The following is a 26,999-nucleotide window of genomic DNA, read 5'->3' as shown; positions in this document are numbered from 1 at the left end:
TGCTGGACGTGGCGCGCCGGTGGGCGGCGACGTTGGCCGACACCAAAGGAGTAACACTTCCCCCGGAAGAGCTCGAAGCGCTGCTGCTGGAGGTCGCGCACGACGCCGTCGACCAAGCCGGCTCGCAGCACGACGGCGCGCTGCTGCGGTTCACCGCGCTCTACGCCGCGTCGCCGATGGGGATCGCGCTGGCCGACCCCGACGGCGACATCGTGGAGGCGAACCTCGCCCTCGGCCAGCTGCTCGGGTGCTCGCCGGACCGGTTGCGGGGCAGGCACCTCACCGACCTCGGCTCGACCGACCACGACGTCTCCCGGCTCGAGGCCGGCCTGGCGCAGGTGCGCTCGGGACGGGACCGTTACCAGGAGCGGATGCTGCTCGACCACAGCGAAGACGGCCAGCTCTGGACCGACGTCACCCTCGCCCCGCTGCCCGGTGACCGGCCCGGCTCGATCTACCCGGTGCTGATGGTGTCGGACGCCAGCGAGCTGCACCTGCTGCGGGAGCGGCTGCTGCACCAGAACGTGCACGACCCGCTGACCGGGCTGCCCAACGCGTCGTCGTTCACCACCCAGCTCGAAGCCGCGCTCGGCGCCGGCGCGCACGACGACATCGCGCTGATCTACCTCGACGTCGACGGCTTCAAGGTGATCAACGACGGCCTCGGCGCGGGTGTCGGCGACCAGGTGCTGCGCGGGGTCGCGAACAAGCTCTCGGCGGTGTTCACCGGCCACCACGACGGGTTCGTCGCGCGGCTGTCCGGTGACGGCTTCGCGGTGCTGCTGCGGGGCGAGCTCGCGGCGACCGAGGTCGTCCGGCTGGTCGAGCGCGCCCTGGAGGACCTCAACGAGCCGATCTACCTCGGCGGGCACGGCATCGGCGTCAGCGCCAGCGCGGGCATCGTGGTGCGCGCGGCCGTCGAGGGCGGCGCCGCGGAACTGCTGCGGGCGGCGGAGATCGCGCTGCACCGGGCCAAGGAGGCCGGCAAGGCGCAGTGGATGCTGTTCGACCCGGACCTGGACGCCCGCGACCGCGGCCGCTACCAGCTGGGCGCGGTGATCGCCGGGGCGCTGGAGAACGGCGAGTTCTCGCTCGTCTACCAGCCCACGGTGAAGCTTTCCCGCCCGGACGTGCTCGCCGCCGTCAACGCCGGGCTGCGGTGGAACCACCCGGAGAAGGGCGAGCTCGGCTCCGACGAGTTCTACCCGCTGGCCCAGACCACCGGCATGACGGTGCCGCTCGGCCGCTGGCTGCTGGCCGAGTCGCTGGCGGCGACCGCCCGCTGGCGGACGCGCCTGGGCGAGGCCGCACCGGACGTCTGCGTGCGGCTGCCGGCCCGGCTGGCCATCGACCCGGACCTGGTGCTCCTGGTGAAGGAGCAGCTGGACAAGCACGAGCTGCCGGCGAGGGCGCTGCGGCTGTGCACCGACCGCGACTCGATGCTCGACCCGCGCGGCGAGGTCCTGGACTCGCTCGCCGTGCTGGCCGACCTCGGCGCGCAGCTGGTGCTGACGATCTCGGGTTCGGCGGACCTGGAGCTGATCCCGCAGCACCGGCTCCCGGTGCGGCACGTGATCCTCTCCGGGCCGGTGGTCGACGCGCTCGACACCGACGACCCCGCGGAACCCGACCTGCGGCACCTGACGCAGCTGATCACCCGGGCCCGCGAGCTGCACCTGAAGGTCGGCGCGGAGGGCGTCCGCACCCACGACCAGGCGGCCCGGCTCCGCCAGCTCGGCGTCATCGCGGCCCGCGGCCCGTTCGTGGCGGATTCGGCCACCGGCGACGAGGTCGACGAGTTCATCGCCCGCCACCCGAGGGACTGAGCCCTGATCCACCGCCAGGCGCGGGGACGGGCTCACCGCCCCGGGTCGCCGGCCGGGGCGTCAGTTCAGGTTCTCGACGCGGGTCGCCAGCAGGTCGCTGATCGACGACCGCTCGGCCACGCGGTCGCCGAGCACCGAGCCGCCATCCTTGGACGTGATGACGCCGGGGCCGTACATGCCCTGGGCCCACGCCAGGTACGCGGCTTCGACGGCGGCCAGGAAGTGGGCCGAATCGGTGTTGGCGCCCATTTCGAGGGGGCGGATGGCGCTTTCCTCGGCGCGGGCGAGGGTGGTCGTGCTCACAGGTCGGCCTCTCCGTTGACAACAGGTGGACGAGTTCGCCCTTCAAGGTAGGTGCGGCGGCCCCCGCGGACATCCACCGTTGTGAGGGGCACCGGGCTCGAGACCAATCCCGGTGCCGCCGCGGCTCCGAAGACCGGGCAGGATGGATTCTGCCGCCGATGAGAAGGGACGTCCATGGACGCCGGAGACCTCGCCCCCGACTTCACGCTGCCCGACGACCAGGGCCGGGAGCGCACGCTCTCGGACTTCCTGGCCACGGGTCCCGTGGTGCTGTTCTTCTACCCGGCCGCGATGACCGGGGGCTGCACGGCGGAGAGCTGCCACTTCCGCGACCTGGCGGCGGAGTTCGCGGCGGTCGGCGCCCACCGCGTCGGCATCAGCCCCGACGCGATCACGAAGCAGCGCGCTTTCTCCGAAGCCAACAGCTTCGACTACCCGCTCCTATCCGATGTGGAGGGTGAGGTCGCGAAGCAGTTCGGCGTGTGGCGGAAGCTCCTGCCGATGCACGCCAAGCGCGCCACGTTCGTGATCGGCGAGGACCGGAAGGTCCTCGCGAAGATCAAGAGCGAGCTGAACTTCACGGTCCACGCCGACCAGGCGCTCAAGGTGCTGCGGGAGCGGAACAAGGTGTCCTGACGAGCCGCCACACGTGGTTGGTGCCGGTGCACGACGGCGCCAACGGCTTCAGCGCGGGTTCCTCGCGCACCTTGGTGAACCCGAGGCGCGCGGGCACCGCTCCACTTCGGACGTTCCGCTCGTCGTGCTTGATCTCGACGTACCCGGCGCCGAGGCGGAACGCCTCCTCCGTCAGCAGCGTGACGGCCCGGGTCATCAAGCCGCGGCCGACGAATTCACGAGCGAGCCAGTAGCCGATTTCGACACCGCCGTCGCGTGGCCGCACGCCGATGCCGCCGGCCAGGTCGGAGCCGAGCGTGAGCGCGTATTCGTACGCTTCGCCGCCCTCCCAGCGCTTCGCGGTCGCGCGGAGGAACTCCACCGAGTCGTCGGCGGTGTACCCACCCGCGGCCCAGTTCAGGAACGGGCTCAGGTGGGCCAGCGAGCCGCTGACGACCACCGTCAGCACCGGCCGGTCGCCCGCCTGCCAGCGGGTCAGCGTCAGGTCGCCGTCGCGGTAGGTCTCGGCCGGGGTCTCCATGCGGTCCATGGTGCCCCGGCCACGCCCTCGGCCGCGCGGCATTTAGTTCACGATGACGCTGTCCGGCACCTCGGTGTCGTTCTTCAGCGCGTCGAACAGCTGCTTCGACTTGGCCTTGTCCCAGTTCTCCGCCGATCCGCTGGTCACCGGCACCGTCGTCGTCACCACGCCGCCCGAGGAGATCCCGCGCATGGCGATCGCGAGGCCGGCGAGGTTGTGGACGTGGTCGCTCGAGTCCATGGTCAGCGCGTCCGGCGCCGAGGACAGCAGCGGGAAGAAGTCGAACGGGTTCAGCAGCGTGCCGGGGCTGGCGATCTGGCTGACCAGCGCGCCGATGAACTTGCGCTGGTTGGCGACGCGGTCGAGGTCCGAGCGCGGGGTCGCGGCGCTGTGGCGCATCCGGACGAAGCCCAGCGCCGAGCGGCCGTCCAGCGACTGGCAGCCCGCCTTGATGTTGATGCCCGTCACCGTGTCGTTCATGTCCTGGTCGACGCACATGTCGACCCCGCCGATCGCGTCGACGATCTTGGCGAACCCGCCGAAGCCGATCTCCGCGTAGTGGTCGATGTGCAGGCCGGTCGCGCCTTCGACGGTCTGCGCGAGCAGTTTCGGCCCGCCGAGCGAGAACGCCGCGTTGATCTTGTTCTTGCCGTGGCCGGGGATCGACACCTGCGAGTCGCGTGGCAGTGACAGCAGCGTCGGCTTCGTGCTGTTGTCCGGGAGGTGCGCGACCATGATCGTGTCGGTGCGCTGGCCGCCGCCCGCCGCGGCGACGTCACCCGTGGCGAGGCGCTCCTCGTCCTCCGCGGTCAGGCCCTCGCGGCTGTCCGAGCCGACGATCAGCCAGTTGGTGCCGGACTCGGCGACCGGGCGGCCGGAGTAGTCGGCGAGCGCGTCGACGCGCTTGATCGAGAACTCGAGGTAGACCCAGATGCCGGCGAGGAACACGACGAACACCAGCATCAGGGCGCCCAGGACGCGGCCGAAGTTCCACCGGCGGCGGCGCGGTGGCCGGGAGGGCGGGTAGTCGTCGTCGGCCGGACGCCGGGGCGGGTCCTGCCGCGGCGGCGGGGGCGGCGCGTACTCCGGCTCGCGGGTGCCCATCGGGCGGGTGCGTTCGTCGTACGGGCTGCGGCCCCGCCCGGGCAGCGGCATCATCTGCGCGCGCTGGTGGTCCCGGGAGCGCCCGCCGGACGGCCGGGGTGGTGGCATCCGGCGCCCGCCGTCGTCGCCACGGTACGTCATCACCATCACCCAATCCCGATCCGGACAAACTGTCGCCGTCAGTACACCGCACGTGCTCGATAGAGGGACGTCCGGCACCGGGGTCGGGTTGCCGCGCCAAGTTACCCGTCGGTCGCCTCGAAGCCGAACTGGTGGACCTTGAGGTACCCGGACCGGAACCCGGCCTCGGAATAGGCCAGGTAGAACTCCCACATCCGGCGGAAGACGTCGTCGAACCCGCACCCGGCGATGTCGGCCCAGCGGTGCAGGAACCGTTCGCGCCACCACCGTAGCGTGCGCGCGTAGTCCTGGCCGAACTCGCGCATCCCGGCCAGCTTGAGCCGGGCGTCCACCTTGACGCCCTCCTCGATAGACCGCACCGACGGGATGAGGCCGCCCGGGAAGATGTACTTGTGGACCCAGCCGTAGGCCCGGGACGCCGCCATCATCCGGTCGTGGTCCATCGTGATGGCCTGCAGGCCGAACCGGCCGCCGGGGCGCAGCCGGTCGCCGATCGTGGCGTAGAACGCCGGCCAGTAGGACGCGCCGACGGCCTCGATCATCTCGACGCTGACCACGGCGTCGTACCGGCCGCTCGACTCGCGGTAGTCGCACAGCTTCACCTCGACGCGGTCGGCGAACCCGGCCGCCGCGATGCGTTCGGTGGCCAGCGCGCGCTGCTGCTCCGAGATGGTCAACGACGTCACGTGCGCACCGCGGGCCGCGGCCCGGATGGCGAGTTCACCCCAGCCGGTGCCGATTTCGAGGACCTCGCTGCCGTCGCGGACGCCGGCGTAGTCGAGCACGCTGTCGATCTTGCGGTGCTGCGCGGTGGTGAGGTCTTCGCCGGGGCCGAACAGCGCCGAGGAGTACGTCATCGACTCGTCGAGGAAGGCGCCGAACAGGTCGTTGGACAGGTCGTAGTGCCGGTGGATGTTGGCCCGCGCGCCCTCGAGGGTGTTCTCTTCGGACGGCGGCTGCGTGCGCTCGGCGACGGGCCGGAACTTCTGCAGCAGCGGCGGCACGAGCGTGGCCATCCGCTCGGCGAACGGCGTGAGCACGTCGGCCAGGTCGGACGCGGTCCAGTCGCCGGCCATGTAGGACTCGCCGAACCCGATCTTGGCGTCGGCGCCGAGGCGGTGGAAGAACGCTTCGGGCCGCAAAATCCGCATTTCGGGTGATCCCGGGCCGCCGGCGCCCAGCACGCTGCCGTCCGGGAACGTCGCCCGCACGGCGAGCGGGCGGATCGCGTGGCGGAACAGCGCGGCGGCGATCCGCGCGCGCAGCGGGGAGCGCGGTGGCGTGGCCAGGCCCGGCCACCGCGTCTCGTCCGGGACGTCCTCGGCCGGCGTCCGGTCAACGCTCGAAGCGGTCACGACTCTCCCTCCGCCCGGCCAGGTGCACCGGTACTCGATTTTAATCGCCGCCCCCCGTGGCGCACTTCGCCGAATGCCCTGATCGGGGGCGCTTTCAGACGGGGATCCGCAGCCGTTCGGGCCCGGTGGCGGCCCACGCCCCGCGCAGGGCACCGCCGTCGTCCCCGGCGAGCAGCTCCAGGGTGAAAGCCACGGTCAGCCGGGTCCACACCCGGGCGCGGCGCAGCATCGCGTGGCCTTCTCCGGTGATCTCGAACCGGGCGACGCGGGCCGCGACACCGGTGGCCCGTTCGGCGAAGGCGTGCGACTCCGCCGGGCTCGTCATCCGGTCGCGGGTGCCGTGCACGATGAGCACCGACCGCCCGGCCACGGCGTCGACCGGCTCGCCCCGCGGCGTCCACGGCGCCAGGGCGCACACCCCGCGCACGGCCGGGTCGTCGGCCACGCGCAGGGCCACCCGGGCCCCCATCGAGTGACCGACCAGCACGACCGGCAGGCCGGGGTGGTCGGCACGGATGCGCTCGAGGGCCCAGCGGGCGTCGTCGACCGGGTCCGCGGCGGGCGCGTTCCAGCCGTAGCGGCGGTTGCGCAGCAGCCGCACCTCGACGCCGTCCTTGCGGCCGGCCCGGTGCAGGGCGCGCGCGATGGGGACCATCCTGAGGTAGGCCGGTTTCCAGGGCGGCACGGTGCCCGTTCCGCGCTCCGCGCCGCCGTGCAGCACGAGCACCACCGCTTCGGTCCGCCCCCGCGGCCGCCACCCGGACACCGCCGGTTCCGCCTCGCTCACCCGTGTCCTCCTCGCCACATCCGGGTCGCCCCCGGCCGTTTCCCCGCTCATCCCCATCTTCACGGTAGATTCGGCGCCCGATCCCCGACGGAAGGGTGGGTGTGGTGAGCGCCACGGACCTCACAGGCAGCGTCGCCCAGCATTTGGCGGACGTCGAGCAGGCCAACGCCGAAGCGGTGCGCGCGGCGGCGGAGCTGGTGCTGGGGGTGATCCGGGCCGACGCACTGGTCTATACCGCGGGCGCCGGGCACTCGCTGGCCGCGGTCGCCGAGACGTTCTACCGGGCCGGCGGGCTGGCCTGCGTCTACCCGCTCTACCACCCGGAACTGCTTCCGCTGCACGGCGCGGTGCACAGCACGCAGACCGAGCGGCGCACCGGCCTGGCCGCGGAGGTACTGGCCGAGCGTGCGCCGGGACCGGATGACCTGCTGGTGGTGTTCTCGACGTCCGGGTCGAACCCGTACCCCGTCGAGCTGTGCATCGAGGCGCGCAAGCGGGGCGCGGCGGTGATCGCGGTGACGTCGCGGGCGTGCGTGGCGGCCGCTCCGCGGCGGTCGTCGAGCACGCTGGTCGAGCAGGGCACGGTGGTGCTGGACTCGCTGGTGATCCCCGGCGACGCGAGTCACCCGCCGGCCGCCCCGCGCACCGCGCCGCTGTCCACTGTGGTCAACGCGTTCCTGTGGAACCTGGTACTGGCCCAGGTGTACGACCGCGGCACCGCCGAGGGCCTCGACGTCCCGCTGTGGCGCAGCTCCAATGTGGAGGGTGGCGACGAGGCGAACGTCGCGCTGCTGGCGAAGTACGGCGAAGTCGTGCCCCGGCTGCGGTAGTTCGTCGGAAAGCACCGGCCGGGCACGTCTTGACGGACGTGCCCGGCGGTCCTAGCGTCGACATACCGACTGGTCGGTGTGGATCGGTCGCTCCCGGAGGAGGTCCGATGGACGGTGCCACGGCGACGGTGCACGGTGAGTGCGCGCCCGGCTTCGAGCCGGTGCGCGAGGCTTTCGCGGAGAACTTCCGCAGCCGCGGTGAGCTGGGAGCGGCGTTCACCGCCCGCCGCGACGGCGAGGTGGTGGTGGACCTGTGGGGCGGCTGGGCGGGGCCCGAGCGCACCCGGCCGTGGCAGCCGGACACCCTGGCCAACGTCTGGTCGACGACCAAGGGCATGACCGCGCTCTGCGCGCACAAGCTCGTCGACGCGGGCGAGCTCGACGTGGACACCCCGGTCGCGAAGTACTGGCCCGAGTTCGCCGCGGCCGGCAAGTCCGCGATCCCCGTCCGATGGCTGCTTTCGCACCGCTCCGGCGTGCCCGGGATCGGCCTCGACCGGCCGGTGCGGCTCGAGGAACTGTACGACTGGGACCTGATGACGTCGCTGTACGCGGCGCAGGAACCGCTGTACGCCCCGGGATCCGCGGGTGGCTACCACGCGCTGGCCTACGGCTGGCTCGTCGGCGAAGTCGTCCGGCGGGTCGCCGGGCAGGGCATCCGCGAGTTCTTCGCCGAACAGATCGCCGGGCCGCTGGGCGCCGACTTCTCGATCGGCCTCCCCGAGGACGCCGACCTGGACCGCTGCGCGACCCTGGCGGACCCGGTCATGACCGAGGAGATGGCGAACGCGCTGGCCACGGCGTTCGCCGCCGCCGGTCCGGTCGCGCAGGCCGCGCTGATGAACCCGCGCGTCCAGGGCCACGACGCCAACGAACCGGCGTGGCGGCACGCGGTCATGCCGGCGTTGAACGGCCACGGCACGGCCCGCGCGATCGCGACGATCTACGGCGCGCTGGCCGACGGCACGCTCCTGTCCCCCGCGGCACTGGCCCGGGCACGCGAGAGCCAGGGCAAGGAGATCGACGCGGTGCTCGGCCTGCCGAACGAGTGGGGCCTGGGCTTCTACCTCGGCAGCGACGCCCGCGGCTTCGGCCCGAACCCCGCGGCCTTCGGCCACGACGGCCTCGGCGGCTCCACCGGCGCCGCGGACCCCGAAAACGGCATCGCCTTCGGCTACACCCTCAACCAGCTGGGCCCCCTGATCCGCGACGACCCCCGCAAAATGGCCCTGGTCACCGCCCTCTACAAGTCCCTCCCCACCACATAACCCACGTGACCAGACCCGTAACCCACGTGATCAGGGCCGTCACCCACGTGATTGAAGCCGTAACTCGCGTGATTGAAGCCGGAACTGGCGAGTTACGGCCCCAGTCACGCGAGTTTCGGCCCCAGTCACGCGAGTTCCGGGGCTGATCACGCGATGGCGGGTTCTTCTTCGGCGAACTGGGTTGCGTGGAGGGTCGCGTAGCGGCCGTTTGCCGCCAGGAGTTCGTCGTGCGTGCCGCGCTCGACGATCTCGCCGTGCTCGACCACCAGGATCTGGTCGGCCGCGCGGACCGTCGAGAGGCGGTGGGCGATGACCAGGGCCGTGCGGCCGGCCAGTGCGTGCGTCAGTGCCTCGCCGACCGCGGCTTCGGACTCCGAGTCCAGGTGCGCGGTCGCCTCGTCGAGCACGACGACCTTGGGCTGCGCCAAGAGCAACCGCGCGATGGTCAGCCGCTGACGCTCGCCGCCGGAGAGGCGGTAACCACGCTCGCCCACCGTCGTGTCGAGGCCGTCCGGCAGCGAATGCACGAGGTCGCCGAGCCGCGCGCGGTCCAGCGCCGCCCAGATCTCGTCTTCGGTGGCGCCCGGCCGCGCGTACGCCAGGTTGGCGCGGATCGTGTCGTGGAAGAGGTGGCCGTCCTGCGTCACGACGCCGACGGTTTCCCGCAGCGAAGCGAAAGTCAGGTCCCGTACGTCCACATCGGACAGCCGTACCGAGCCGGCGTCGACGTCGTACAGCCGCGGCAGCAGCGAAGCGATCGTCGACTTCCCCGCGCCCGAAGACCCGACCAGTGCGACCATCTGCCCCGGCTCCGCGCGGAACGAGATCCCGTGCAGCACCTCTTCCCCGCCGCGGTGGTCGAGCGTGGCGACGTCTTCCAGCGAAGCCAGCGAGTACCGGTCGGCCGCCGGGTAGCCGAAGCGGACGTCGGAGAACTCGACCGAGACGCCACCGGAAGGAGGAAGAGCACCCGCGGACGGCTTCTCCTTGATCATCGGCTCCAGGTCGAGGACCTCGAAGACCCGCTCGAACGACACGAGCGCCGTCATGACGTCGACGCGGACGTTGGCCAGCGCGGTCAGCGGCGCGTAGAGCCGGGTCAGCAGCAGTGCCAGCGCGACGACGGTTCCCGGGGCGAGCCGGCCGGTCAGCGCGAGGTAGCCGCCGAGGCCGTACACGAGCGCCTGCGCCAACGCCGAAACCAAGGTGAGGCTCGTCATGAACCAGCGCGTCAGCATCGCGGTCCGCACGCCGATGTCGCGTACGCGCCCCGCGCGCTCGCCGAAGTCGGCGACCTCCTGCACCGGACGGCCGAAGAGCTTCACCAACGTCGCACCCGGCGCCGAGAACCGCTCGGTCATCTGCGTGGTCATCCCGGCGTTGAGGTTCGCGGCTTCCCGCTGCAGCCCGGCCATCCGGCGGCCGAGCCGGCGCGCGGGGATGACGAAGATCGGCAGCAGCACCAGCGCGATCACCGTGACCTGCCACGACAGCGTGAGCATCACGGCCAGCGACAGGGCCAGCTGGATGACGTTGGTGACCAGCCCGGACAGCGTCGCGGTGAACGTCCGCTGCGCGCCGATGACGTCGTTGTTGAGCCGCGAGACCAGCGCCCCGGTGCGGGTGCGGGTGAAGAACGCGATCGGCATGCGCTGCACGTGCTCGAAGACCGCGCGCCGCAGGTCGTAGATGATGCCCTCGCCGATGCGCGCGGACTGCCACCGCTCGACGAGGCCGAACCCGGCGTCGGCGACGGCCAGCGCGGCGATCACGACGGCGAGCCAGATCACCACCGGCAGGTCGCGGCCGCCGACGATCGCGTCGACCACCTTGCCCGCCAGCACGGGTGTCGTCACGGCGAGGACGGCCGAGACGACGGTCAGCACGAGGAACGCCAGCAACCGCCGCCAGTGCGGCCGGGCGAACCGCGCCACGCGTTTCAGCGTGCCGCGGGTGAGCGACTTCGGTGTGTCGTCGGCACGCATCGCCGAACTCCACAGTCCCCACATGTTGTCCACGGGAATCCCCCAGTCTGTGAAACCTCTACTTTAGCTGAGGTTTATTCCGGATATGACCTGGACAACGCCACCATTGCCCGTTTGCTTCCCGGCGCCGTTCACCCGGCGCGAACAATCTGGTCCAGCGCGGCACGCAGCCGGCCGGCATCTTCGGCGGAGAGCGGTTCCAGCAGGAGCGCCTCGGCTTTCCGCGTGACTTCCGCGCCCGCCTCGCGGACCCGCTCCCCCTCGGGGGTCAGCGTCACGAGCCGCTTGCGGCGATCGCCCGGCGCGACCTCGCGCCGGACCAGACCCTTGGCCTCCAGCTCGTCGACGAGGGCGACCATCGTCGTCCGGTCGACCCCGAGCCGCACGGCGCCGTCCTGCTGCGACCGCGCCGGCCCGTCACCGAAGAGCGTGAGCAGCGCGAGCTGCCGCCCGGTGACGCCGAGCGGCGCGTACAGCGGCTCCGCCAGCTCGGCGAGCCGCAGCTGGGCGTGCTTGAGCAGGTAGCCGAGCCGCTGGGTGACGGCGAGGGGCGCGCTGGACATGGGAGGACTCTACACCTACGCTGATCGTCAGTTTGACTGATGATTTCTAACACTGACAATCAGGAGTTCCCATGACCACCGTCGGGCTCAAACCGCCCCAGCAGCACCTCGGCATCGCCGCGCTCCGCGAGATCTGGGCGATCGCCGACGACGCCGGTTTCGACGGCTGCTGGGTGTTCGACCACCTCGCCCCGATGGGCCCCGACCGCACCGGCGACGTCTTCGACGGCTGGAGCCTGCTGGCCGCGATGGCCGAAGCGACCCAGCGGGTGCGCATCGGCTGCCTGGTCTCCGGCACCACCAACCGGCACCCGGGCACGTTCGCCAAGATCGCCGCGACCGTCGACCACCTCTCCGGTGGCCGGCTCGACGTCGGCCTCGGCGCGGGCGGGGACGCGCTGACCGACACGATGATGGGCACCCCCACGCCGTCGGCGGCGGAACGCGTCGAGAGACTGGCCGAAACGTGCGAAATCCTCGGTCTGCTGTGGACGCGCGCGGTGACCGGATACCGCGGCCGCCACTACACGCTGACCGGCGCGATCAGCGACCCGAAGCCCGTGCAACGACCGAAACCGCCCCTGTGGCTGGGCAGCAGCGGCGAAAAGCGCGGTTTGCGGGTCGTCGCCGAACACGCCGACGTCTGGCTCAACGCAGCCCTCCCCGGGACGGAAATCGCCGAGCTGCAACGCCTTTCCCGGGTGCTCGACACCCACTGCGCGGCAGCCGGCCGCGATCCGGCGTCGATCCGCCGCGCCGTGCAGTTCCGGCTGCCGTCCGATGCGGACAGTGCGCTGAGCCTCGCACGCAGGTACGTCGATGCCGGCTTCACCGAGCTCGTCCTGATGCCGGCCGGGCACGGCGACGTCGTCCGGGCGGCCGAAGCGGCCGCGAACCTGCTCCCCCGACTGCGAGACGTCGGCTGAACCGGGCGGCAGGCTCCTCGGTAGCCTGACGACGTGGGAACGGAGGTGGGCCAGGCGCCCGCATGGCGGCGGGCGGCCCGCCTCTTCACGGCGTCCGCGCGCACCGGCGAGGCCGCACCCCTGCGCTGGGACCTGGGCTTCTACCTCGCCTGCCTGGCCTTCGCGCTGCCGACGGCGCTGGTGTCGGAGTTCTACGGTTACCGCGTCTGGGGCACCTTCGCGACGGTGGCGTACGGCTTCGGCGCGGCGCACAGCGGGTACCTGCTGCTGTCCGCCCGCAGGGGACGTACGCCGCGCGGCGTCGCGGGTTCACGCTGGTGCGGCATCGCCGCGGTCGCCCTGTTGGCCATGATCATCCCGTTGGCGCTTCTGGTGATTCGCCGCCTGACCGGAGTGGACTGGCTGATCACGCCGTTCTCCTGGGCCGCGCAGCCCGAGGTCTGGGTGATCGAACGGTCCGCTGATCTGCTGCTGCACCACGGAACCCCGTACGTCGACGTCACCGCGCTCGACCGGCCGCCCGTGGTAAACGATTACACGCCGTACGGCCCGGTGATGACCGTCTTCGGCCTGCCGCGGGCGCTGTTCGGCGGCACCCCGCTGACGGACGCGCTCACCGACGCCCGCTGGATGTTCGCCCTGGCCGCCTGCGCGTGCGTGCTCGGCACGCTGAAGCTGCTGAAGTGGCCCCGGGTGCCGGTCGGCGCCGCCCAGCTCGCGCTGGCCTGCCCGCTGACCGCGCTCACCTGGGCCGTGGCCGGCCCGGACCTGGCGATCGTCGGCCTGCTGGTGCTCAGCTGCGCGCTCGCCGCCACCGGCCGGGTCGCCTGGTCGGGCGTGGTGCTGGCGCTGGTGATCAGCGCGAAGCTCATCGTCGCGCCCGCGGCCGCGGTCTTGGCGGTGCTCGTGCTGGTGCGCCGTGGACTGGACCACCACAAAAGGTCCGGCCGGGCGGCACTGGCCCGGTTCGCGGCAGCGCTGGTGGCGACGACGGTCGCCCTGCACCTGCCGGTGTACCTGGTGGATCCGGCGGCGTTCGTCGAGCACGTCATCCGCTTCCCGCTCGGGATGGGTGTCGTGCGGTCACCCGCGGCCAGCCCGCTGCCGGGCCACCTGATCGCCGAGACCGGCCCCTTCGGCCAGGTGACGGCGTTCGTGCTCGTCGGCGCCGCGGCCGTGGCGATGGTGGCTTGGCTGGTGCGCCGGCCCCCCGCGAACGGCTCCGGCGCACTGCTGCGCGTCGCCGTCGGACTCGGCGCGTTGATCCTGCTGACCCCGGCCACCCGGTACGGCTACCTGGTGTACCCGCTGATCCTGCTGGGAGCCCACCTGGTGTTCCGCGTGGCCGAAGATCCTGCTGCGCCCCCCGCGCAGCAGTCCGTGACTACTTCTTCTTGACCCTGGTCGCGCCGCCGCGCCCCCGCAGCTGGACGCCGGACTCCGACAGCACCCGGTGGACGAACCCGTAGGACCGCCCCGTCGACTCCGCGAGCGCCCGGATGCTCGAGCCCTTCTCGTATTTCTTCTTCAGGTCAGCGGCCAGCTTGTCGCGCGTGTTGCCGGTGATCCGCGCGCCTTTCTTGAGATCAGCCACGTCGATCGCCTTCCCGCCGAGAGTGTTCTGGGCCACATATCAGCCCCTGCCGGGGCAATGATCGAACACTGAGCGCCGGAATGCCAGACGACAGACGTGAAACAGCCGAAATTGCGATCACATTGGGCCATTCCAGTGCTCTACGGGGAGCGATCTTGCACCCGAATGGACGCACGGTCACGCAAGCTGGACAAGTTCGAGGTAGTCCGCGGACCAATGGTCCTCGGTCCCGTCGGGCAGCAGGATGACCCGCTCGGGCTCCAGGGCCTCGACGGCGCCGGGGTCGTGCGTCACCAGGACGACGGCACCGGCGAAGCTGCGCAAAGCGTCCAGGACCTGCGCACGGCTGGCCGGGTCGAGGTTGTTGGTCGGCTCGTCGAGGAGCAACACGTTGGCAGCACTGGAGACCAGGCCGGCCAGGGCGAGCCGGGTCTTCTCGCCGCCGGAAAGCGTGCCCGCCGGCTGGTCGAGTTGTTCGCCGGTGAAGAGGAACGAGCCGAGCAGGTTCCGCAACTCCTGCGCGCCGGTGTCCGGAGCGAGATGTCGGATGTTTTCCCACACCGACGCTTCATGATCAAGAGTTTCGTGTTCCTGTGCGTAATAGCCCAAACGCAATCCGTGACCCGGCACGACGGATCCGGTGTCCTGGGATTCCATTCCGCCGAGCAGCCGGAGCAAAGTCGTCTTTCCCGCACCGTTCAGGCCGAGTACGACAACCTTCGAACCGCGGTCGATCGCGAGATCGACGCCGGTGAAAATTTCCAGGGAGCCGTAGGACTTCGAGAGCCCCTCAGCGGTGAGCGGGGTACGGCCGCAGGGCGCGGGCTCGGGGAACTTGATCCGGGCGACCTTGTCGGCGTGGCGGGTGTCCTCGAGCGAGGACAGCATCTGCTCGGCGCGGCGGGCCATGTTCTTGGCCGCCACGGCCTTCGTCGCCTTCGCGCCGAGCTTCGCGGCCTGCTGCTGCAGCGCCGACGCCTTCTTCTCGGCGTTGGCGCGCTCGCGGCGGCGGCGCTTCTCGTCGGTGGCGCGCGCGTCGAGGTACCGCTGCCAGCCCATGTTGTAGATGTCCAGCTCGGCGCGGGTGGCGTCGAGGAACCACACCTTGTTGACCACGTCGGCCAGCAGCTCGACGTCGTGGCTGATCACGACCAGGCCGCCGTCGTGCTGCTTGAGGAAGCCGCGCAGCCAGTTGATGGAGTCGGCGTCGAGGTGGTTGGTCGGTTCGTCGAGCAGCAGGATCGTCTCGGACTTGCCGCCGGCGCCGGCTTCGGCCGCGGCGAACAGGATCCGCGCCAGCTCCACGCGGCGGCGCTGGCCACCGGACAGCGTCCCCAGCGTCTGCGCGAGGACCCGGTCGGCGAGGCCCAGGTTTGAGCAGATCCGCGCGGCTTCGCTCTCCGCGGCGTACCCGCCGAGGGAGGCGAAGCGCTCTTCGAGCCGGGAGTAGCGGTGGATGGCCTTGTCGCGCGCGGCGTCGTCGACCAGCTCGGCCATGGAGGCCTGCGCCTTTTCCATGTCGCGCATCAGCTTGTCCAGACCACGCGCGGAGAGCACGCGGTCCTTCGCCGTGACCGACAGGTCGCCTTCACGCGGGTCCTGCGGCAGGTAACCGAGCTCGCCGGTGCGGCGCACCTCGCCCGCGTGCGCCTCGCCTTCGCCGGCGAGGACCTTCAGCGAGGTCGTCTTGCCCGCGCCGTTGCGGCCGACGAGGCCGATGCGGTCGCCGGGCTGGATGCGGAGGGTGACGCCGTCGAGCAGGATGCGCGAACCCGCGCGCAGCTCAAGGCCGGTGGCCGTGATCAAGGGAACTCCCGTGGAAAAGGGGCGGTTGGAGGACAGCATCGGGCAGCCGATCAGGCCGCGGCGTCACTCCAGCTGGATATCCACGGAACCCAGTGTACGGGCTGGGGGCCAGCGGATTTTCCGGACGTGGGCGGACTCACCCGTCGCGTAGCGTGACCTGCACGGACAGCGCCCGCACGGCGGCTTCGTCGAGCACGGCGCGGCTCGGCTCGCCGACCTCGAGCACCCGCGGTTCCGCGCGGGCGAACAGCGGCGCCAGCCGGCGGTCCGCACGCAGCTCGTCGAGCGCCCGGCGGTCACCGCCCAGCACCACGGCATCCACTTCGGACAGCCGGGGCACGAGGACTTCGAAGACGTCCTTCGCCGCGTCCTGGAGCGCGTGGCGCGCCTGGCCCGCGCGACGCCGGGCGAAGCGCTGCTGCGACCACCCGCCCGCGGCGGAGCGGCCCTGCACGAGGTGCCGGTCGGTGCGCGAGACCTCGATCCGGCCGTCCCGCGCGATGCCGACGCTGTGGCCGCCGCGCCGCACCAGCGCGAGCGCGATGCGCCGGGGCGCCAGCGCGTGCGCCACGAGGGCGTCGAGGGACGGGGCTTCCAGCGGTCCGAAAGGGACGCTCGCGGTGGCCGTGGTCCCGTCCGCCGCGATCACGCGCACTTCGTGCGGCGCGGCTTCGGTCGCCACCGCTCCCCCGTGCCCCGCGGCAAACCGCTCGAACCAGCCGGCCAGGCGTTCCGGCGGCACCTCGACGGCGCGTCCGCCACCCGGGACCTGCCGTGCCTTCGCCATGGAACAAAGGTACGGGGCAAGCGCCCCAAGGTGGCCTTGGTTGCGTTCAACGCACCCAAGGTGGCCTTCGGTGCGTTGAACGCACCGAAGGCCACCTTGGGGCGCTTGGGTCCTACAGCGGGTGCACCGGTCCGTTGTTCGTCACGGCCCGCACGTTCGACGGCGCGCCGGCCGCCGCGGGCTGCACGAACCCGTTGATGTGCAGCGCGACCGAGCGGATCGAACCGACGTCGCCGCCGGCCGCGTCGACCACACCGAACGTCCACGTGCCGTCCACGGCCGCGCCGGTCAGGCCGCCCAGGGCCTGCGTCGGCCGCCAGGTGCCGGTGAACGGCGCGTTCGCGGAGGTCACCGTGCTGAACGCCGTCGCCGCGTTGTCCGCGAAGACGACCTTGCACAGGTTCTTGCCCGAACCACCGTTGCGCTGGAACACCGTCGCCTTCGCCCCGGACGGCGCGGTCAGCGTGCCGACCAGGTCACCGACGTACGAGTGGTTCAGCCCCACCGCGGTCGACGTCGGGTCGGTGCTGCAGGTGGCGCCGTCCACGGAGAACGTCACCTTGGACGCGCGGCCGACCCCGGTGACCGGGATGGTCACCGACGCGCCGACCGGGCTGTTGTCCGGGATCGCCACCGGCTCGCCGGCGTAGGCGAAGTCCTGCGCGACCGGCGACGGGGTGCCGACCGGGAGCGCGAAGGACGTCGTCGTCGGCGAGTGCGCGCCGGCGAAGGTGACGCGGGCGTTCAGCACCACCGGCACGCCGAGCTGCTGGCTCGCCGGGACGGTGATGGTGAAGTCGTTCACGCCGGTCTGTCCCGGGCTGATGGTGCCGTAGGACTTCGAGCGCGGCGCCACGGTCACGCCCGGGGTCGGGCTGGTGAGCACGACGCTGGTGGACACCGCGGTGCCGTCGCCGTCGTTGGTCACCGGCAGCGTCACCTTGGCGGTGTCGCCCGGGTCGAGCGCCGAGCCGCCGTCGGCCGGGGTGACCGTCGGCTGCTTCGCCACCGCGAGGGGCTGCGGGCTGGCGCCGGTGTAGGCCAGCACCTTGTCCGCGAGGATGACACCGGACCCGGTGAAGTTGTCGCGGCCCGGGGTTTCGATGTCGACCGCGGTGTTGATCAGCGCTTCACGCACCTCCGCGGGCGGCAGGCCGGGGTTGCCGGACAGCACGAGCGCGGCGATGGCGGCCGCGTGCGGAGCGGCGGCCGAGGTGCCGAAGAACGGGCTGAACCCGGTCACGCTGGTCTGCACGCCGTCGGCCGCGGTGATCTCCGGCTTGTTCCGGACCTCACCACCGGTCGAAGACACGTTGCCCGGGGTGATCGGCGTGCCGTTCGCCTCGTAGAACACGCGCCGCGGACCGTCGGAGCTGAACCGCTCGGCCTTGGTGGCGCCGCTGAACGAGCCCGGGTACGGGCCCGCCGGGTTGGCCGGGTCGCCCGGCTCCAGAGCCCGGCCGAACGCCTTGGCCGCCGGGGCCGCCGCGACGCTGAAGGCGTCCCGCGTGGCCGAGTGGCCGACCGTCACGCCCGGGGTGTTGTAGGCCTTGAGCCCGTCGGCCGAGTCGGAGAACCGGCCGCGCAGCGCCGAAAGCGACAGGTAGCGGTTCGCCCCGGAGAACTTCACGACGGCCAGGCGCAGCCCGGTGCCGCCGAAGGCCGGCGTCTGCAGGATCTCGTACGGGTCCTGGGTGCCGTCCTGGACGTTCTGGCTGAAGCTGACCACGGCCCCCGCGGAGTTGAGCAGGTAGAGGTCGTAGTCGTTGGCGGACGCGCCGAGCGGGTCCGACCAGTGCAGCGTCACCGGGACGCCGGCCGAGGACGCGTTCGAGATGGGCTCGTAGATCTGGTTGCCCGCCGTACCGGCGAAGTTGTGCGCGGTGCCGGCGAACTTGCCGACCGACTTGCCGGAGTCGACGAAGTCGCCTTCCCAGTGCGCGGCGGTGCCGCTGGCGACGTTGCCTTCGTTGCCCGCGGACGAGAAGTACAGCGCGCCGTCGGCGGTCACGTCGTTCACGGCCTGGGCGATGATCCAGTCCTGGAACGGCGATTCCTTGAAGTAGATGACGTCGTCGACGATGACGTCGCAGTGCGACTCGAAGCGGAGCTTGCGGATGTTGTCCGCGAAGCTGGCGTCCGAGTTGAACGCCGACGCGAAGCCGAGTGCGGCGCGGGGCGCGAGGTCGTGGATGATCTCGAGCATCGCGGTGCCTTCGTCGCCGTCGCCCTCCTGACCGGCGATGACGTCGACGGCCGGCAGTTCGCCCTTGGCCTGCGAGGCGGCGAGGGAGTCGACGCCGTCGGACAGCGCGCACGCCTTGACGCCGACGCCGGTGACGCCGAACTGCTGGCGCGCGATGTCGGCGTTGTGGGCGCGGTCGCCTTCGCTGACCAGCGGCGCGGCCGCGGCGGCACTGCGCTGCGACTTGGCGCTGACGGCCTTCTGCAGCTCACCGGCGATGCGGTCGGCTTTCTGCTGCTTGGTTTCGGTCTTTTCCGGCGTCGCCGCCGGCGTGGCCAGTTCGCGGGCGGTCATCGCCTGGTCGGCCTGCTCGACGCGCTTGACGTCGGCCCGCGCGGCGATCTCGCCCACCTTGTCCAGCGGCACTTCGGCGCGGACGCTGCCGTAGCGGTCGGACACCGCGCGGATGCCCGCACCCGCCTTGGTGAGCCCGGCGAGGAGGTCCGGCGACACCTTGCTCGCGCGGATGTCGACCACGACGGTGCCGGCCGGGGAGACGGTGGCCCCGGACTGGAGTGCGTTCAGCTGCTTCCCCACGCCCTTTTCGGCGACCAGCAGCTTGCTGTCCAATTTGGACTCGGTGGCGGTGCGGCCCGCCTTGACCGCCTGCAGCGCGGCGATCTGCTGTTGCGCGGTTTCACTGAACGCGTCCGGACCGGACGCGGGTGCGGCCCCCGCGACCGGCGGGGAAACCAGGCCGAGCGCGGCGAGCAGTGCCGCGGCTCCGGCGGTGAGCACAGTGGATCTCGATCTGTTGGAACGGGTACGACGCACGGGCGCCCTCCGAATCTCCAGGCGCGTGCCCCGACTCACGCTGACCGACCGCCGGTGATCACCGGCTGGATCCAGCTAAGTACCGGTAGTTCTCCGTAAACATCAGCCAATCGAGTGACAAAGGACGGATAATTTCCCGAAGGGGCCGGAGGTCGTAGGCCGTTCAGCGCAGCGACGTCCGGATTACCGGACACTCCCCGGACAACGCCGCGGGCGCCACCCCCGACCACGGACTGGGAAGTCCACAAGCAACACACCGCACCGTGCAGCCGGCGGGACCACCGGGAAAATTCGTTACCCCGCGAGGAGCCGCGAGTTACGCCTCCAATCACGCGAGACCCGCCCCGGATCACGCGAGACCGGCCTCTGATCACGCGAGATCGGGGCCGGATCACACGAACCGATCCGCCGGGTACGGGGGTCGTCCATCCGGGTACGCGAGTTCGCCGGTCCGGTACGGCGATCACCCGTGATCCGGCGGGCATCGCTCGTGATCCTTGCGGCATCAGGCAGTTCGGCACCGCGCAGGGCGGGCAGCGCGGGCGACGGACCTCGGCGAGCGCATCAGGTCCGCCTCGGTCAGCGCCTCACCACCCATCGCCGACCGAACTGCGGCGGTGTCCCGCCGCGGCGGGACGGGCGGCCATGGAGAAGCCGCAGGCCGAGCAGCCGCGCGGCGCCACCAGGCAGCCAGCCGCGCGGGGCACCGCGGAACAGCAGGCGGTGGGCCGCGGGGCGCGGCAGGGCAGCAGGCGGCGGCAACCAGCCACGTCTGGCGCCGCGGGACATCGGGCATCGGGCGGCGGGCCGGGCGGGGCGGCGGGTGGCGGGTGGCGGGTGGCGGGTGGCGGGTGGCGACCGAATCCGACCCCAGCCGCGTCCGGCCGCCGGCCGGGCTGCTCAGAGCACGAACGAATCCGACCACGGCTGCGCGGCCCGCCCGGACAACGCGTCCAGCAGCGTCACCGCCTGCTTGTCGGTCAGCGAAGCCACGAAATCGACCACCGCGCGCCCGCGGGCCAGCCCGCGCACCGCGTCCGCACCCGTCACCGGCTCCCCCGTCGCCCCAACCAGCAGTTCCGGCGCCTGCCGCGCCAGTCCGCTGTACTCGGCGCGGGCCAGCTCGACCAGGTCGTGCAGCCGGCGTGGCAGGCGGGAGACCTCGTCGCGGTCGAGCAGCCACGCGTCGAGCGCGTCGACCAGGCTCGTCACCAGCCCGGCCTGGCCGCGCTGGTGCAGTGCGAGGTCGGGGCGCAGCAGCACGAACCGGCGGTGCACGAACTTGAGAACCTGCACCTCGTGCCACTGGGCGGGCCGCAGCGAGACGTGGCCGGTGCGGGTGGACGGCGCGGCCAGCAGGAACACGCCGTCGACCAGCCGGGCGGTCCAGTTCGCCGAGAACGCTGCCGTCGCCTGCTCCGCCTCGATCGAGCCGTCGAACTCCCCGGCCAGCAGCCCGTCGACCAGCTCCGCGCGCACCCGCGCGACGGCGGCGGCGAACGCGTCGTCGTCGACGATCCACGCGTCCTTGGCGTGCATGCGGCGGCGAAGGCGCTCCAGCGACCGGCCCGGGCGGCGCAGCTGGACGTGCAGCGTCTCGTCGTCCAGCGACGCCAGCTCGGCCGCGTGCTCGAGCCACTCCCCCAGCTCCGCCGCGACCGGCGCGTGCTGCAGCACCCCGATCCGGTGGAAGTCCTGCAGGTCGTGGATGGCGTAGGCGATGTCGTCGGCGGTGTCCATCACGGACGCTTCGACGGTCTGCTGCCAACCTTCGACGCGGCCCGCGAAGGCCGCACGCGCCTGCTCGAAGTCGTCGAGTTCGGTGGCGTAGGCGGAGAACTTGCCCGCGCCGGTGCCCGGCAGGTCGTCCGGTTCGGCGGCCCCGCGGGGCGGCACGGCCATCGCCGACGGGTGCGGCGCGGGGTGGTGCAGCCGCAGCCACGGGTACTTGAGGACGGCGGCGCGCACCGCGGTGGTCAGGTCGAGCCCGATCGCCGACGGCCCGCGCACGTCGGTGGTGGTGATGATCCGGAACGTCTGCGCGTTGCCCTCGAAGCCGTCGGCGAGGCCGAAGCGGTGCCGGGCGATGCGGTCGAGCGTCTGCTCCCCGAGGTGCCCGAACGGCGGGTGCCCGAGGTCGTGGGCGAGCGCGGCGGCCTCGGCGACGTCGGGGTCGCAGCCGCCGAGCTTGTCGGCCAGCCCGGCGTCCGGCCCGGTGGTGACGCGCTCGGCGATGGCCCGGGCGACCTGCGCGACCTTGAGGCTGTGGGTGAGCCGGTTGTGCAGCAGCCCGGCGCCGCCCGCGCTGACGACCTGCGTCACCCCGCCGAGCCGCGCGAAGAACGGCGACGCGGCGATCCGGTCGCGGTCGATCCGGAACGGGCTGGTCGCCAGGTCGGTGAACCCGCCGACGTTCGCCACGGGATCGCGCCGGGCCGTCCGCGGGTCGGTCTCCTGATCCATGCGCCCGACCTTATCCGGAGGTTCACCTGAACGGCGGGCAGGCGCGTGGGTACTACGGAGGTATGCCCCGACGGATGGTCACGACACTCGCGGTCCTCGCCTTCGCCCTGGTCGCGTGCGGCGCCCCGCCCGGTTCACCCGGCACGACGACCTCGACCACCACCTCGGCCACGACCTCGACTTCCACCTCGGCTCCGGCGAAGCGGATCAAGGTCCCGGACGTCTCCGGGATGAACCACCAGGACGCCCAGAACGCGATGCAGCGCGCCGGGCTCTACAACCTGCGCGAGGTCGACGGCACCGGCCAGGGCCGGGCACTGGTGATCGACCGCAACTGGCGCCAGACCGGCCAGGACCCGGCGCCCGGCACGGAAGTCGACGCCGATGCGGTGATCACCCTGACGGCGGTCAAATACACCGACCGTTAGACCTCCGGCGGAGTCGTGTACGCCTTCAGAGTGCGGTCCGCGGCCGCACGGGCTCGCTCCGGGTCCGCACCCGCCGCGACGTCGGCCTCGTACCACGCCTCGTTCGACGCCGTCATGAATCGGATGCCGTCGGGCGACATCATCCAGGCCATCGCCGCCTCGGGGTCGACGGCCGTTCCCGGCGCACGGAGGTGCAGGACCAGGCCGACCAGTGCCCCGTCCCAGCCGATGCCCACCGCGCCCGGGCCGAACTCGTCCCAGCGCTCGTCGACGTGGGCGACGTGCTCCAGCTCGAACCGGGTGCCCTCGCCCTCGGGCGTCAGCCGCACCTCGATCCAGCTGACGTTGCCGCCGAACTCCCAGGTGGCGGCGAAGCTCTTCGGCGGGTCGCAGCGCTCGACCGTGCCGCCGGCGTTGCCCTCCAGCTGGTACTTCCCGCCGACCTTCAGCTCGCCGCTGACCGGCAGGAACCAGCGGGGGATGCGCTCGGGGTTCGTGCAGGCGTCCCACAGGTCGTCGGCATCGGTGTCGTAGACCTGGCTGATCGTGAGGACGCGGGCCTCCTTCCCCTCGAGCACCCGGTCGCCGAGCGTCCGGCGGACGGCGCTGATCTGGTGGCTGACGTCGATCACGAATCTTCTCCTTGGGTGAGGCGGCGCTCGCGCTTGCCGCGGGCGATTTCGGTGGCCAGTGCGTCCAGCGGCGGGGTCCAGTACCGGCGGAACCGGTCGAGCCAGACGTCGACGTCGCGCAGCGGGGCGTGCCCGACCGCGTACAGCCGCCGCGTCCCGTCCTGGCGGACGACGGCGAAGCCGTTCTCCCGCAACACCTTCAGGTGTTGGGAGACGGCGGGCTGCGAGATGCCGAACTCGGCTCGGATCACCTCGGTCACCGCGCCGGCGGCTCGTTCGCCGTCGGCCAGCAGCTCGAGGATCCGGCGCCGGACCGGGTCGCCGAGGACGTCGAAGGCGTGCACCCGGCCAAAGTACAAGCTTTCACTTATATAAGTCAACACCGAAACAACTACGCCGATGCGGGGAACCGGGTGCCGCCCCGGTGAACATCAGCCGACATCGGTTTCGTTTCGCCGCGCGACCCGCGACGATCGGGGCCGTGAAGTCGCCACGCGCGGTCCGCTTCGCCTTCCAGCCGCTGTACAGCCTCCACACCGGAGGCGTCGTGGCGCACGAAGCGCTGGCCAGGCCCGGCCACGGAACGGTCCCCGAGCTGCTCGCGCAGGCGCGCCGCGACGGCAGGCTCGCCGAAGCCGACCTCGGGCTGGCCATCGCCGCCGTCCGGCAGGACGCCGAACACCCCACCGCGCTCCCCCTGCACCTCAACCTGTCCGCCCGCACCCTCGCCGCACCCCAGGCGAGGTACGACGACCTCCTCGAAGCGCTCGGCGACGCGGGCCGCCGCACCCGCGACGTCGTCCTGGAGATCGGCCCGCCGTTCACGCCGCTGCCCGCCGGCCGCGCGCTCGCCGGGATGCGGACCCTCACCGAGCTCGGCTTCCGGCTCGCGCTCGACGGCCTCGGCCGCGGCGACCTGCCGCTCGGTCTGCTGGTCGAGGCGCCGATCGACCTGGTGAAGCTCGACCGCACCGTGCTGCGCGGGCTGCCGGACGACACCGCTTCGGTCGCCGTGGTCGAGGCCCTGCTGCACTACACGAACCGCACCGGCACCCGGCTCGTCGCGACCGGCGTGGAGACCGGCACGCAGCTCGACGCCGTCCGCGGCCTCGGCGTCCGGATCGCGCAGGGGCACCTCCTCGCCCCGCCGACCGCCGCCGGTCCCGCGCCGGCCCTGCTCACACGCGGCCGCCCCTCGACCGGCCCGGCAGCCACGGCACCGTGCGTCGGCGACTTCCTGCGCCCGGCGACGACACTGCCGGAAACGGCGACGTGCGACGAAGTCCGCGCGGTGCTCGCGGCGGCGGACGCGCCTTCGGGCGTGGTCGGCGTGGACGAGCTGAACCGGCCGCGCTGGTCGGTCGACCGGACCCGGTTCCTGGTGGCGGTCACCGGCCCGTACGGGCACGCGCTGCACGCCAGGCGCCCGGCGACCCGGCTCGCCGACACCCCGCACACGATCGAGGCCCGCGCCGGCGCGATGGAGTTCCTCGAGCTGGTCACCGACGCGGACTGGGGCCGCACGGGCGACGACGTGGTCGTGGTCGACGAGCTCGGCCGCTGCCTCGGCGTGGTGCTGGTGACGGAGGTGGTCCGCGGCGTGGCCGAGGCGAAGGTCGAGGCGGCCGCGGCGCTGAACCCGCTCACCCGGCTGCCGGGCAGCGACACGGTCGCCCGCGACGTGGGCCGCCGCATCACGATCGGCGAGCCGTTCGTCGCGGCCTGGCTGGACATCGACAGCTTCAAGGCGATCAACGACACGGCGGGTTTCGCGGCGGGCGACAACCTGATCCGCGAGCTGGGCGCGGCACTGACCGAGCTGGCTGGCGGCCTGCGGCGGATGCGCGTGAGCCACGTGGGCGGCGACGACTTCCTGGTGGTCTGCGACGTCGACGAGATCGCCGCGGTGGCGGCGGCGCTGCTGGACCGCCCCTGGTCGGCCGAGGGCCTGCCGGTGACGGTGTCACTGGCGACGCTGGTCTGCGCGAACGGCGCGATCGGCTCGTACCAGGAGGTTTCGCGCCTGCTGGCGCCGTTGAAGAAGCGCGCGAAGGCGGTGCCGGGACCGAGCTGGGTGCTGAGCCGGCCGGGTTCGGAGCGGGTGGAAGTGCTGCGCGGCACCGGAACGCGAGGCCTGCAGGCTGCCGCGGGCTGACGCACTCACTCCCAGTCGAGCGTCAGCTGCGCCGGGACCGCCATCACCGCCCAGGCCACGTACTCCTCGTGCGCCCAGCCGCACACCGCCGTCAAGTGGTCGTATGCCTCGTGGGACATGATCAACCCGATCGCGTCGGCCAGGCGGCCGATCGCCCCGCCACCGGCCGGCCCCGCCGCCAGCAGGCGCTCGGCGATCTCCGCCCGGCGCACCACCGCCTGCTCCGCGCGGACCGCCGCCACCGCCGGGTCCGCCGCCGCCGCCGTGGTGAACGCGCGCCAGATCGGCAACGACCTGCGCACCCCCGCCGCCACCCGTGCCACCACCGACGGCAGGTCGGCCGGTCCGGCCGGGCCGGCCAAGGCATCCAGGTTCACCGCGTCCGGATCGCCCGCGAAGCCGTCGCGGAAGGCGGCGATCAGGAGCTCCGGCTTGCGGCCCGTCTGCGTCACCGTTTCCAGGCTCACCCCGGCCTCCGCGGCGATCTGCCGCATGCTCGTGCCCGCGTAGCCGCGCTCGGCGAACAACTTCCCCGCCGCCGCCACCACGTGGGCCCGGGTGCGCCGGGCGCGGGCTTCGCGCACCGGCGACTCGTATCGGCGCCGCGCGCCTTCGGAATCGGGTATCGTCATCGATATTGGATAGTACAGTGTATCGGTCAACGAAGGGACCCGCCATGGCCCGGATACTCGTGTGCGTGCAGCCCGCCCGCGGCCACGTCGGGCCGACCAAGCCGGTCGTCGAGGCGCTGGTCGCCGCCGGCCACGAGGTCGCCGTCGTCACCGGTGCGCGCTACCGGGAAACGTTCGAGAAGCTGGGCGCCACCGTCGCACTCCTGCCACCCGAGGCCGACTTCGACGAGACCGACCTCGACGGCACGATCCCCGGCCGCGCCGGTCTGCGCGGACTGAACCTCGCGCGGTTCGAACTGACCCACTTCGTCCGCGCGATGCCCCACCAGCTGAGCGCCATCGACGCCCACGATGCCGACGTCGTGCTGTGCGACCCGCTGATGATGGCCGGGCTGGCCCTGGTTCGGCGCGAACGGCGGCCACGCCTGCTCACGCTGGGGTTCCTGCCGTTCATGCCACCGGTGCCGACCGGCCCGCCCGGGCACCCCCTGCGCGGTGCGCTCCTCAAGACACTCGTGCCGTGGGTGACCGGGCCGGCGCAGAAACAGGCGGAAGACCTGCTCGGCGGCGACCCGGGCATGCTCTTCACGGACTGGCCCCTGCACAGCGACGGCGTGCTCCAGATGACCTGCCCGGGCTTCGAGTACCCGCGCGAGGGAGCGCCGCTGCACTTCATCGGGCCGACGACGGTCAGCGCGGCGAGCGAGCACCCGCTGCCGCCGTGGTGGGCCGACCTGGACGGCGGCCGGCCGGTGGTGCACGTGACCCAGGGAACGATCGCGAACGACGACCTCGGCCGGCTCGTCGAACCCACCATCGACGCCCTGGCCGGCGAGGACGTCCTGGTCGTCGCGACGACGTGCGGCGGGAAGCTGCGGCCCGGCCCGCTGCCGGAGAACGTGCGGGTGGCGGACTTCTTGCCCTACGACGAGCTGCTCCCCCGCTGCGCCGCCGTGGTCAGCAACGGCGGGTACGGCGGCGTCAACCACGCCCTCCGCTACGGCGTGCCGCTGGTCGTGGTCGGGGCGAGCGAGGACAAGCGCGAAGTCGCCGCCCGGGTCACCTGGTCCGGCGCCGGAATCGGCCGCGCCCGCGCCTCGGCCTCGCCGCGGACGCTGCGACGGGCCGTCCGCGCCGTCCTGGACGATCCGCGCTACCGCGAGCGGGCCCGGGAACTGGCCGCGGAAATGGCCGCCGGACCGACGATGGACGAGGTGGTGCGGCTGATCACCGGCTGAG

The 26,999-nt window shown here is 72.3% G+C and carries 24 protein-coding genes; 9 read left to right on the top strand and 15 right to left on the bottom strand.

The window, feature by feature from the left end; all coding sequences use genetic code 11:
- The first annotated feature begins 8 nt into the window (after positions 1-8).
- Positions 9-1,826 carry a diguanylate cyclase gene (locus AB0F15_RS09430; RefSeq protein ID WP_360267910.1) on the top strand — a complete coding sequence of 606 codons (1,818 nt, stop codon included), beginning with the start codon at positions 9-11 and terminating at the stop codon, positions 1,824-1,826.
- Positions 1,827-1,886: 60 nt separating this feature from the next.
- On the opposite strand, the gene AB0F15_RS09425 is transcribed toward AB0F15_RS09430, so the two are convergent.
- Positions 1,887-2,129 (bottom strand): hypothetical protein, encoded by a 243-nt coding sequence (locus AB0F15_RS09425; RefSeq protein ID WP_360267711.1) that lies wholly within the window; start codon positions 2,127-2,129, stop codon positions 1,887-1,889.
- A gap of 174 nt (positions 2,130-2,303) precedes the next feature.
- Between AB0F15_RS09425 and AB0F15_RS09420 the strand changes: the two genes are divergently transcribed.
- Complete coding sequence (locus AB0F15_RS09420) at positions 2,304-2,765, top strand: peroxiredoxin (protein ID WP_360267708.1); 462 nt, start codon at positions 2,304-2,306, stop codon at positions 2,763-2,765.
- Here the strand turns inward: AB0F15_RS09420 and AB0F15_RS09415 are convergent.
- From AB0F15_RS09415 to AB0F15_RS09400, 4 genes are all read right to left on the bottom strand, one after another.
- Positions 2,731-3,285: a GNAT family N-acetyltransferase gene (locus tag AB0F15_RS09415; protein ID WP_360267705.1), complete on the bottom strand. Its 555-nt coding sequence runs from the start codon at positions 3,283-3,285 to the stop codon at positions 2,731-2,733. The genes AB0F15_RS09420 and AB0F15_RS09415 overlap by 35 nt on opposite strands.
- 42 nt (positions 3,286-3,327) lie before the next feature.
- Positions 3,328-4,536: an LCP family protein gene (locus AB0F15_RS09410; protein ID WP_360267702.1), complete on the bottom strand. Its 1,209-nt coding sequence runs from the start codon at positions 4,534-4,536 to the stop codon at positions 3,328-3,330.
- Between the two features lie 95 nt (positions 4,537-4,631).
- Positions 4,632-5,885: a cyclopropane-fatty-acyl-phospholipid synthase family protein gene (locus tag AB0F15_RS09405; RefSeq protein ID WP_360267699.1), complete on the bottom strand. Its 1,254-nt coding sequence runs from the start codon at positions 5,883-5,885 to the stop codon at positions 4,632-4,634.
- 94 nt (positions 5,886-5,979) lie between these two features.
- Positions 5,980-6,672 (bottom strand): alpha/beta fold hydrolase, encoded by a 693-nt coding sequence (locus tag AB0F15_RS09400; RefSeq protein ID WP_360267696.1) that lies wholly within the window; start codon positions 6,670-6,672, stop codon positions 5,980-5,982.
- Positions 6,673-6,773: 101 nt separating this feature from the next.
- On the opposite strand from AB0F15_RS09400, the gene AB0F15_RS09395 reads away from it, so the two are divergent.
- Together AB0F15_RS09395 and AB0F15_RS09390 are read left to right on the top strand one after the other, a co-directional pair.
- Positions 6,774-7,502, top strand: coding sequence for an SIS domain-containing protein (locus AB0F15_RS09395; RefSeq protein ID WP_360267693.1), 729 nt, complete (start codon positions 6,774-6,776; stop codon positions 7,500-7,502).
- Positions 7,503-7,609: 107 nt separating this feature from the next.
- Positions 7,610-8,770 carry a serine hydrolase domain-containing protein gene (locus AB0F15_RS09390; protein WP_360267690.1) on the top strand — a complete coding sequence of 387 codons (1,161 nt, stop codon included), beginning with the start codon at positions 7,610-7,612 and terminating at the stop codon, positions 8,768-8,770.
- Positions 8,771-8,916: 146 nt separating this feature from the next.
- Here AB0F15_RS09390 and AB0F15_RS09385 read toward each other — a convergent pair whose 3' ends face one another.
- Both AB0F15_RS09385 and AB0F15_RS09380 read right to left on the bottom strand, forming a co-directional pair.
- On the bottom strand, positions 8,917-10,788 hold the full coding sequence (locus AB0F15_RS09385) for an ABC transporter ATP-binding protein (protein WP_360267687.1): 1,872 nt from the start codon (positions 10,786-10,788) through the stop codon (positions 8,917-8,919).
- A 98-nt stretch (positions 10,789-10,886) separates the two neighbouring features.
- On the bottom strand, positions 10,887-11,318 hold the full coding sequence (locus AB0F15_RS09380) for a MarR family transcriptional regulator (RefSeq protein WP_360267684.1): 432 nt from the start codon (positions 11,316-11,318) through the stop codon (positions 10,887-10,889).
- Between the two features lie 71 nt (positions 11,319-11,389).
- On the opposite strand from AB0F15_RS09380, the gene AB0F15_RS09375 reads away from it, so the two are divergent.
- Both AB0F15_RS09375 and AB0F15_RS09370 read left to right on the top strand, forming a co-directional pair.
- Positions 11,390-12,244 carry an LLM class flavin-dependent oxidoreductase gene (locus tag AB0F15_RS09375; RefSeq protein WP_360267681.1) on the top strand — a complete coding sequence of 285 codons (855 nt, stop codon included), beginning with the start codon at positions 11,390-11,392 and terminating at the stop codon, positions 12,242-12,244.
- 33 nt (positions 12,245-12,277) lie between these two features.
- Complete coding sequence (locus AB0F15_RS09370; RefSeq protein WP_360267678.1) at positions 12,278-13,642, top strand: glycosyltransferase 87 family protein; 1,365 nt, start codon at positions 12,278-12,280, stop codon at positions 13,640-13,642.
- Here AB0F15_RS09370 and AB0F15_RS09365 read toward each other — a convergent pair.
- The 5 genes from AB0F15_RS09365 to dgt all read right to left on the bottom strand — a co-directional run bounded on the left by AB0F15_RS09365 (position 13,629) and on the right by dgt (position 21,913).
- On the bottom strand, positions 13,629-13,838 hold the full coding sequence (locus AB0F15_RS09365) for a helix-turn-helix domain-containing protein (protein WP_003071237.1): 210 nt from the start codon (positions 13,836-13,838) through the stop codon (positions 13,629-13,631). The genes AB0F15_RS09370 and AB0F15_RS09365 overlap by 14 nt on opposite strands.
- Before the next feature lie 177 nt (positions 13,839-14,015).
- Positions 14,016-15,644, bottom strand: coding sequence for an ABC-F family ATP-binding cassette domain-containing protein (locus AB0F15_RS09360; RefSeq protein ID WP_360267675.1), 1,629 nt, complete (start codon positions 15,642-15,644; stop codon positions 14,016-14,018).
- Positions 15,645-15,780: 136 nt separating this feature from the next.
- Entirely contained in the window at positions 15,781-16,431 is a 651-nt protein-coding gene (locus AB0F15_RS09355) for an acVLRF1 family peptidyl-tRNA hydrolase (RefSeq protein ID WP_360267672.1), read from the bottom strand.
- A gap of 112 nt (positions 16,432-16,543) precedes the next feature.
- Positions 16,544-19,414, bottom strand: a complete 2,871-nt coding sequence (locus AB0F15_RS09350; protein WP_360267670.1) for a S8 family serine peptidase — start codon at positions 19,412-19,414, stop codon at positions 16,544-16,546.
- 936 nt (positions 19,415-20,350) lie between these two features.
- Positions 20,351-21,913 carry a dGTP triphosphohydrolase gene (gene dgt, locus AB0F15_RS09345; protein WP_360267667.1) on the bottom strand — a complete coding sequence of 521 codons (1,563 nt, stop codon included), beginning with the start codon at positions 21,911-21,913 and terminating at the stop codon, positions 20,351-20,353.
- Positions 21,914-21,987: 74 nt separating this feature from the next.
- Between dgt and AB0F15_RS09340 the strand changes: the two genes are divergently transcribed.
- Positions 21,988-22,341: a PASTA domain-containing protein gene (locus AB0F15_RS09340; protein ID WP_360267664.1), complete on the top strand. Its 354-nt coding sequence runs from the start codon at positions 21,988-21,990 to the stop codon at positions 22,339-22,341.
- On the opposite strand, the gene AB0F15_RS09335 is transcribed toward AB0F15_RS09340, so the two are convergent.
- Entirely contained in the window at positions 22,338-22,973 is a 636-nt protein-coding gene (locus AB0F15_RS09335) for an SRPBCC family protein (protein WP_360267661.1), read from the bottom strand. The two genes, AB0F15_RS09340 and AB0F15_RS09335, sit on opposite strands and share 4 nt — an antisense overlap.
- The gene (locus AB0F15_RS09330; RefSeq protein WP_360267658.1) at positions 22,970-23,317 is read right to left on the bottom strand and encodes a metalloregulator ArsR/SmtB family transcription factor; all 348 of its coding nucleotides are present in this window, start codon (positions 23,315-23,317) and stop codon (positions 22,970-22,972) included. Before AB0F15_RS09330 ends, AB0F15_RS09335 begins: the two co-directional genes overlap by 4 nt.
- Positions 23,318-23,454: 137 nt before the next feature.
- Between AB0F15_RS09330 and AB0F15_RS09325 the strand changes: the two genes are divergently transcribed.
- Positions 23,455-25,128, top strand: a complete 1,674-nt coding sequence (locus AB0F15_RS09325; protein WP_360267655.1) for a GGDEF domain-containing protein — start codon at positions 23,455-23,457, stop codon at positions 25,126-25,128.
- A gap of 5 nt (positions 25,129-25,133) precedes the next feature.
- Here the strand turns inward: AB0F15_RS09325 and AB0F15_RS09320 are convergent, their stop codons facing one another.
- On the bottom strand, positions 25,134-25,760 hold the full coding sequence (locus AB0F15_RS09320; RefSeq protein ID WP_360267653.1) for a helix-turn-helix domain-containing protein: 627 nt from the start codon (positions 25,758-25,760) through the stop codon (positions 25,134-25,136).
- Between the two features lie 44 nt (positions 25,761-25,804).
- On the opposite strand from AB0F15_RS09320, the gene AB0F15_RS09315 reads away from it, so the two are divergent.
- On the top strand, positions 25,805-26,998 hold the full coding sequence (locus tag AB0F15_RS09315; RefSeq protein WP_360267650.1) for a glycosyltransferase: 1,194 nt from the start codon (positions 25,805-25,807) through the stop codon (positions 26,996-26,998).
- Position 26,999: the final 1 nt, after the last annotated feature.

Origin of the sequence: Amycolatopsis sp. NPDC026612, assembly GCF_040638285.1 — a bacterium.
Lineage (GTDB): Bacteria > Actinomycetota > Actinomycetes > Mycobacteriales > Pseudonocardiaceae > Amycolatopsis.
This window is presented reverse-complemented; position numbering and strand designations above follow the sequence as displayed.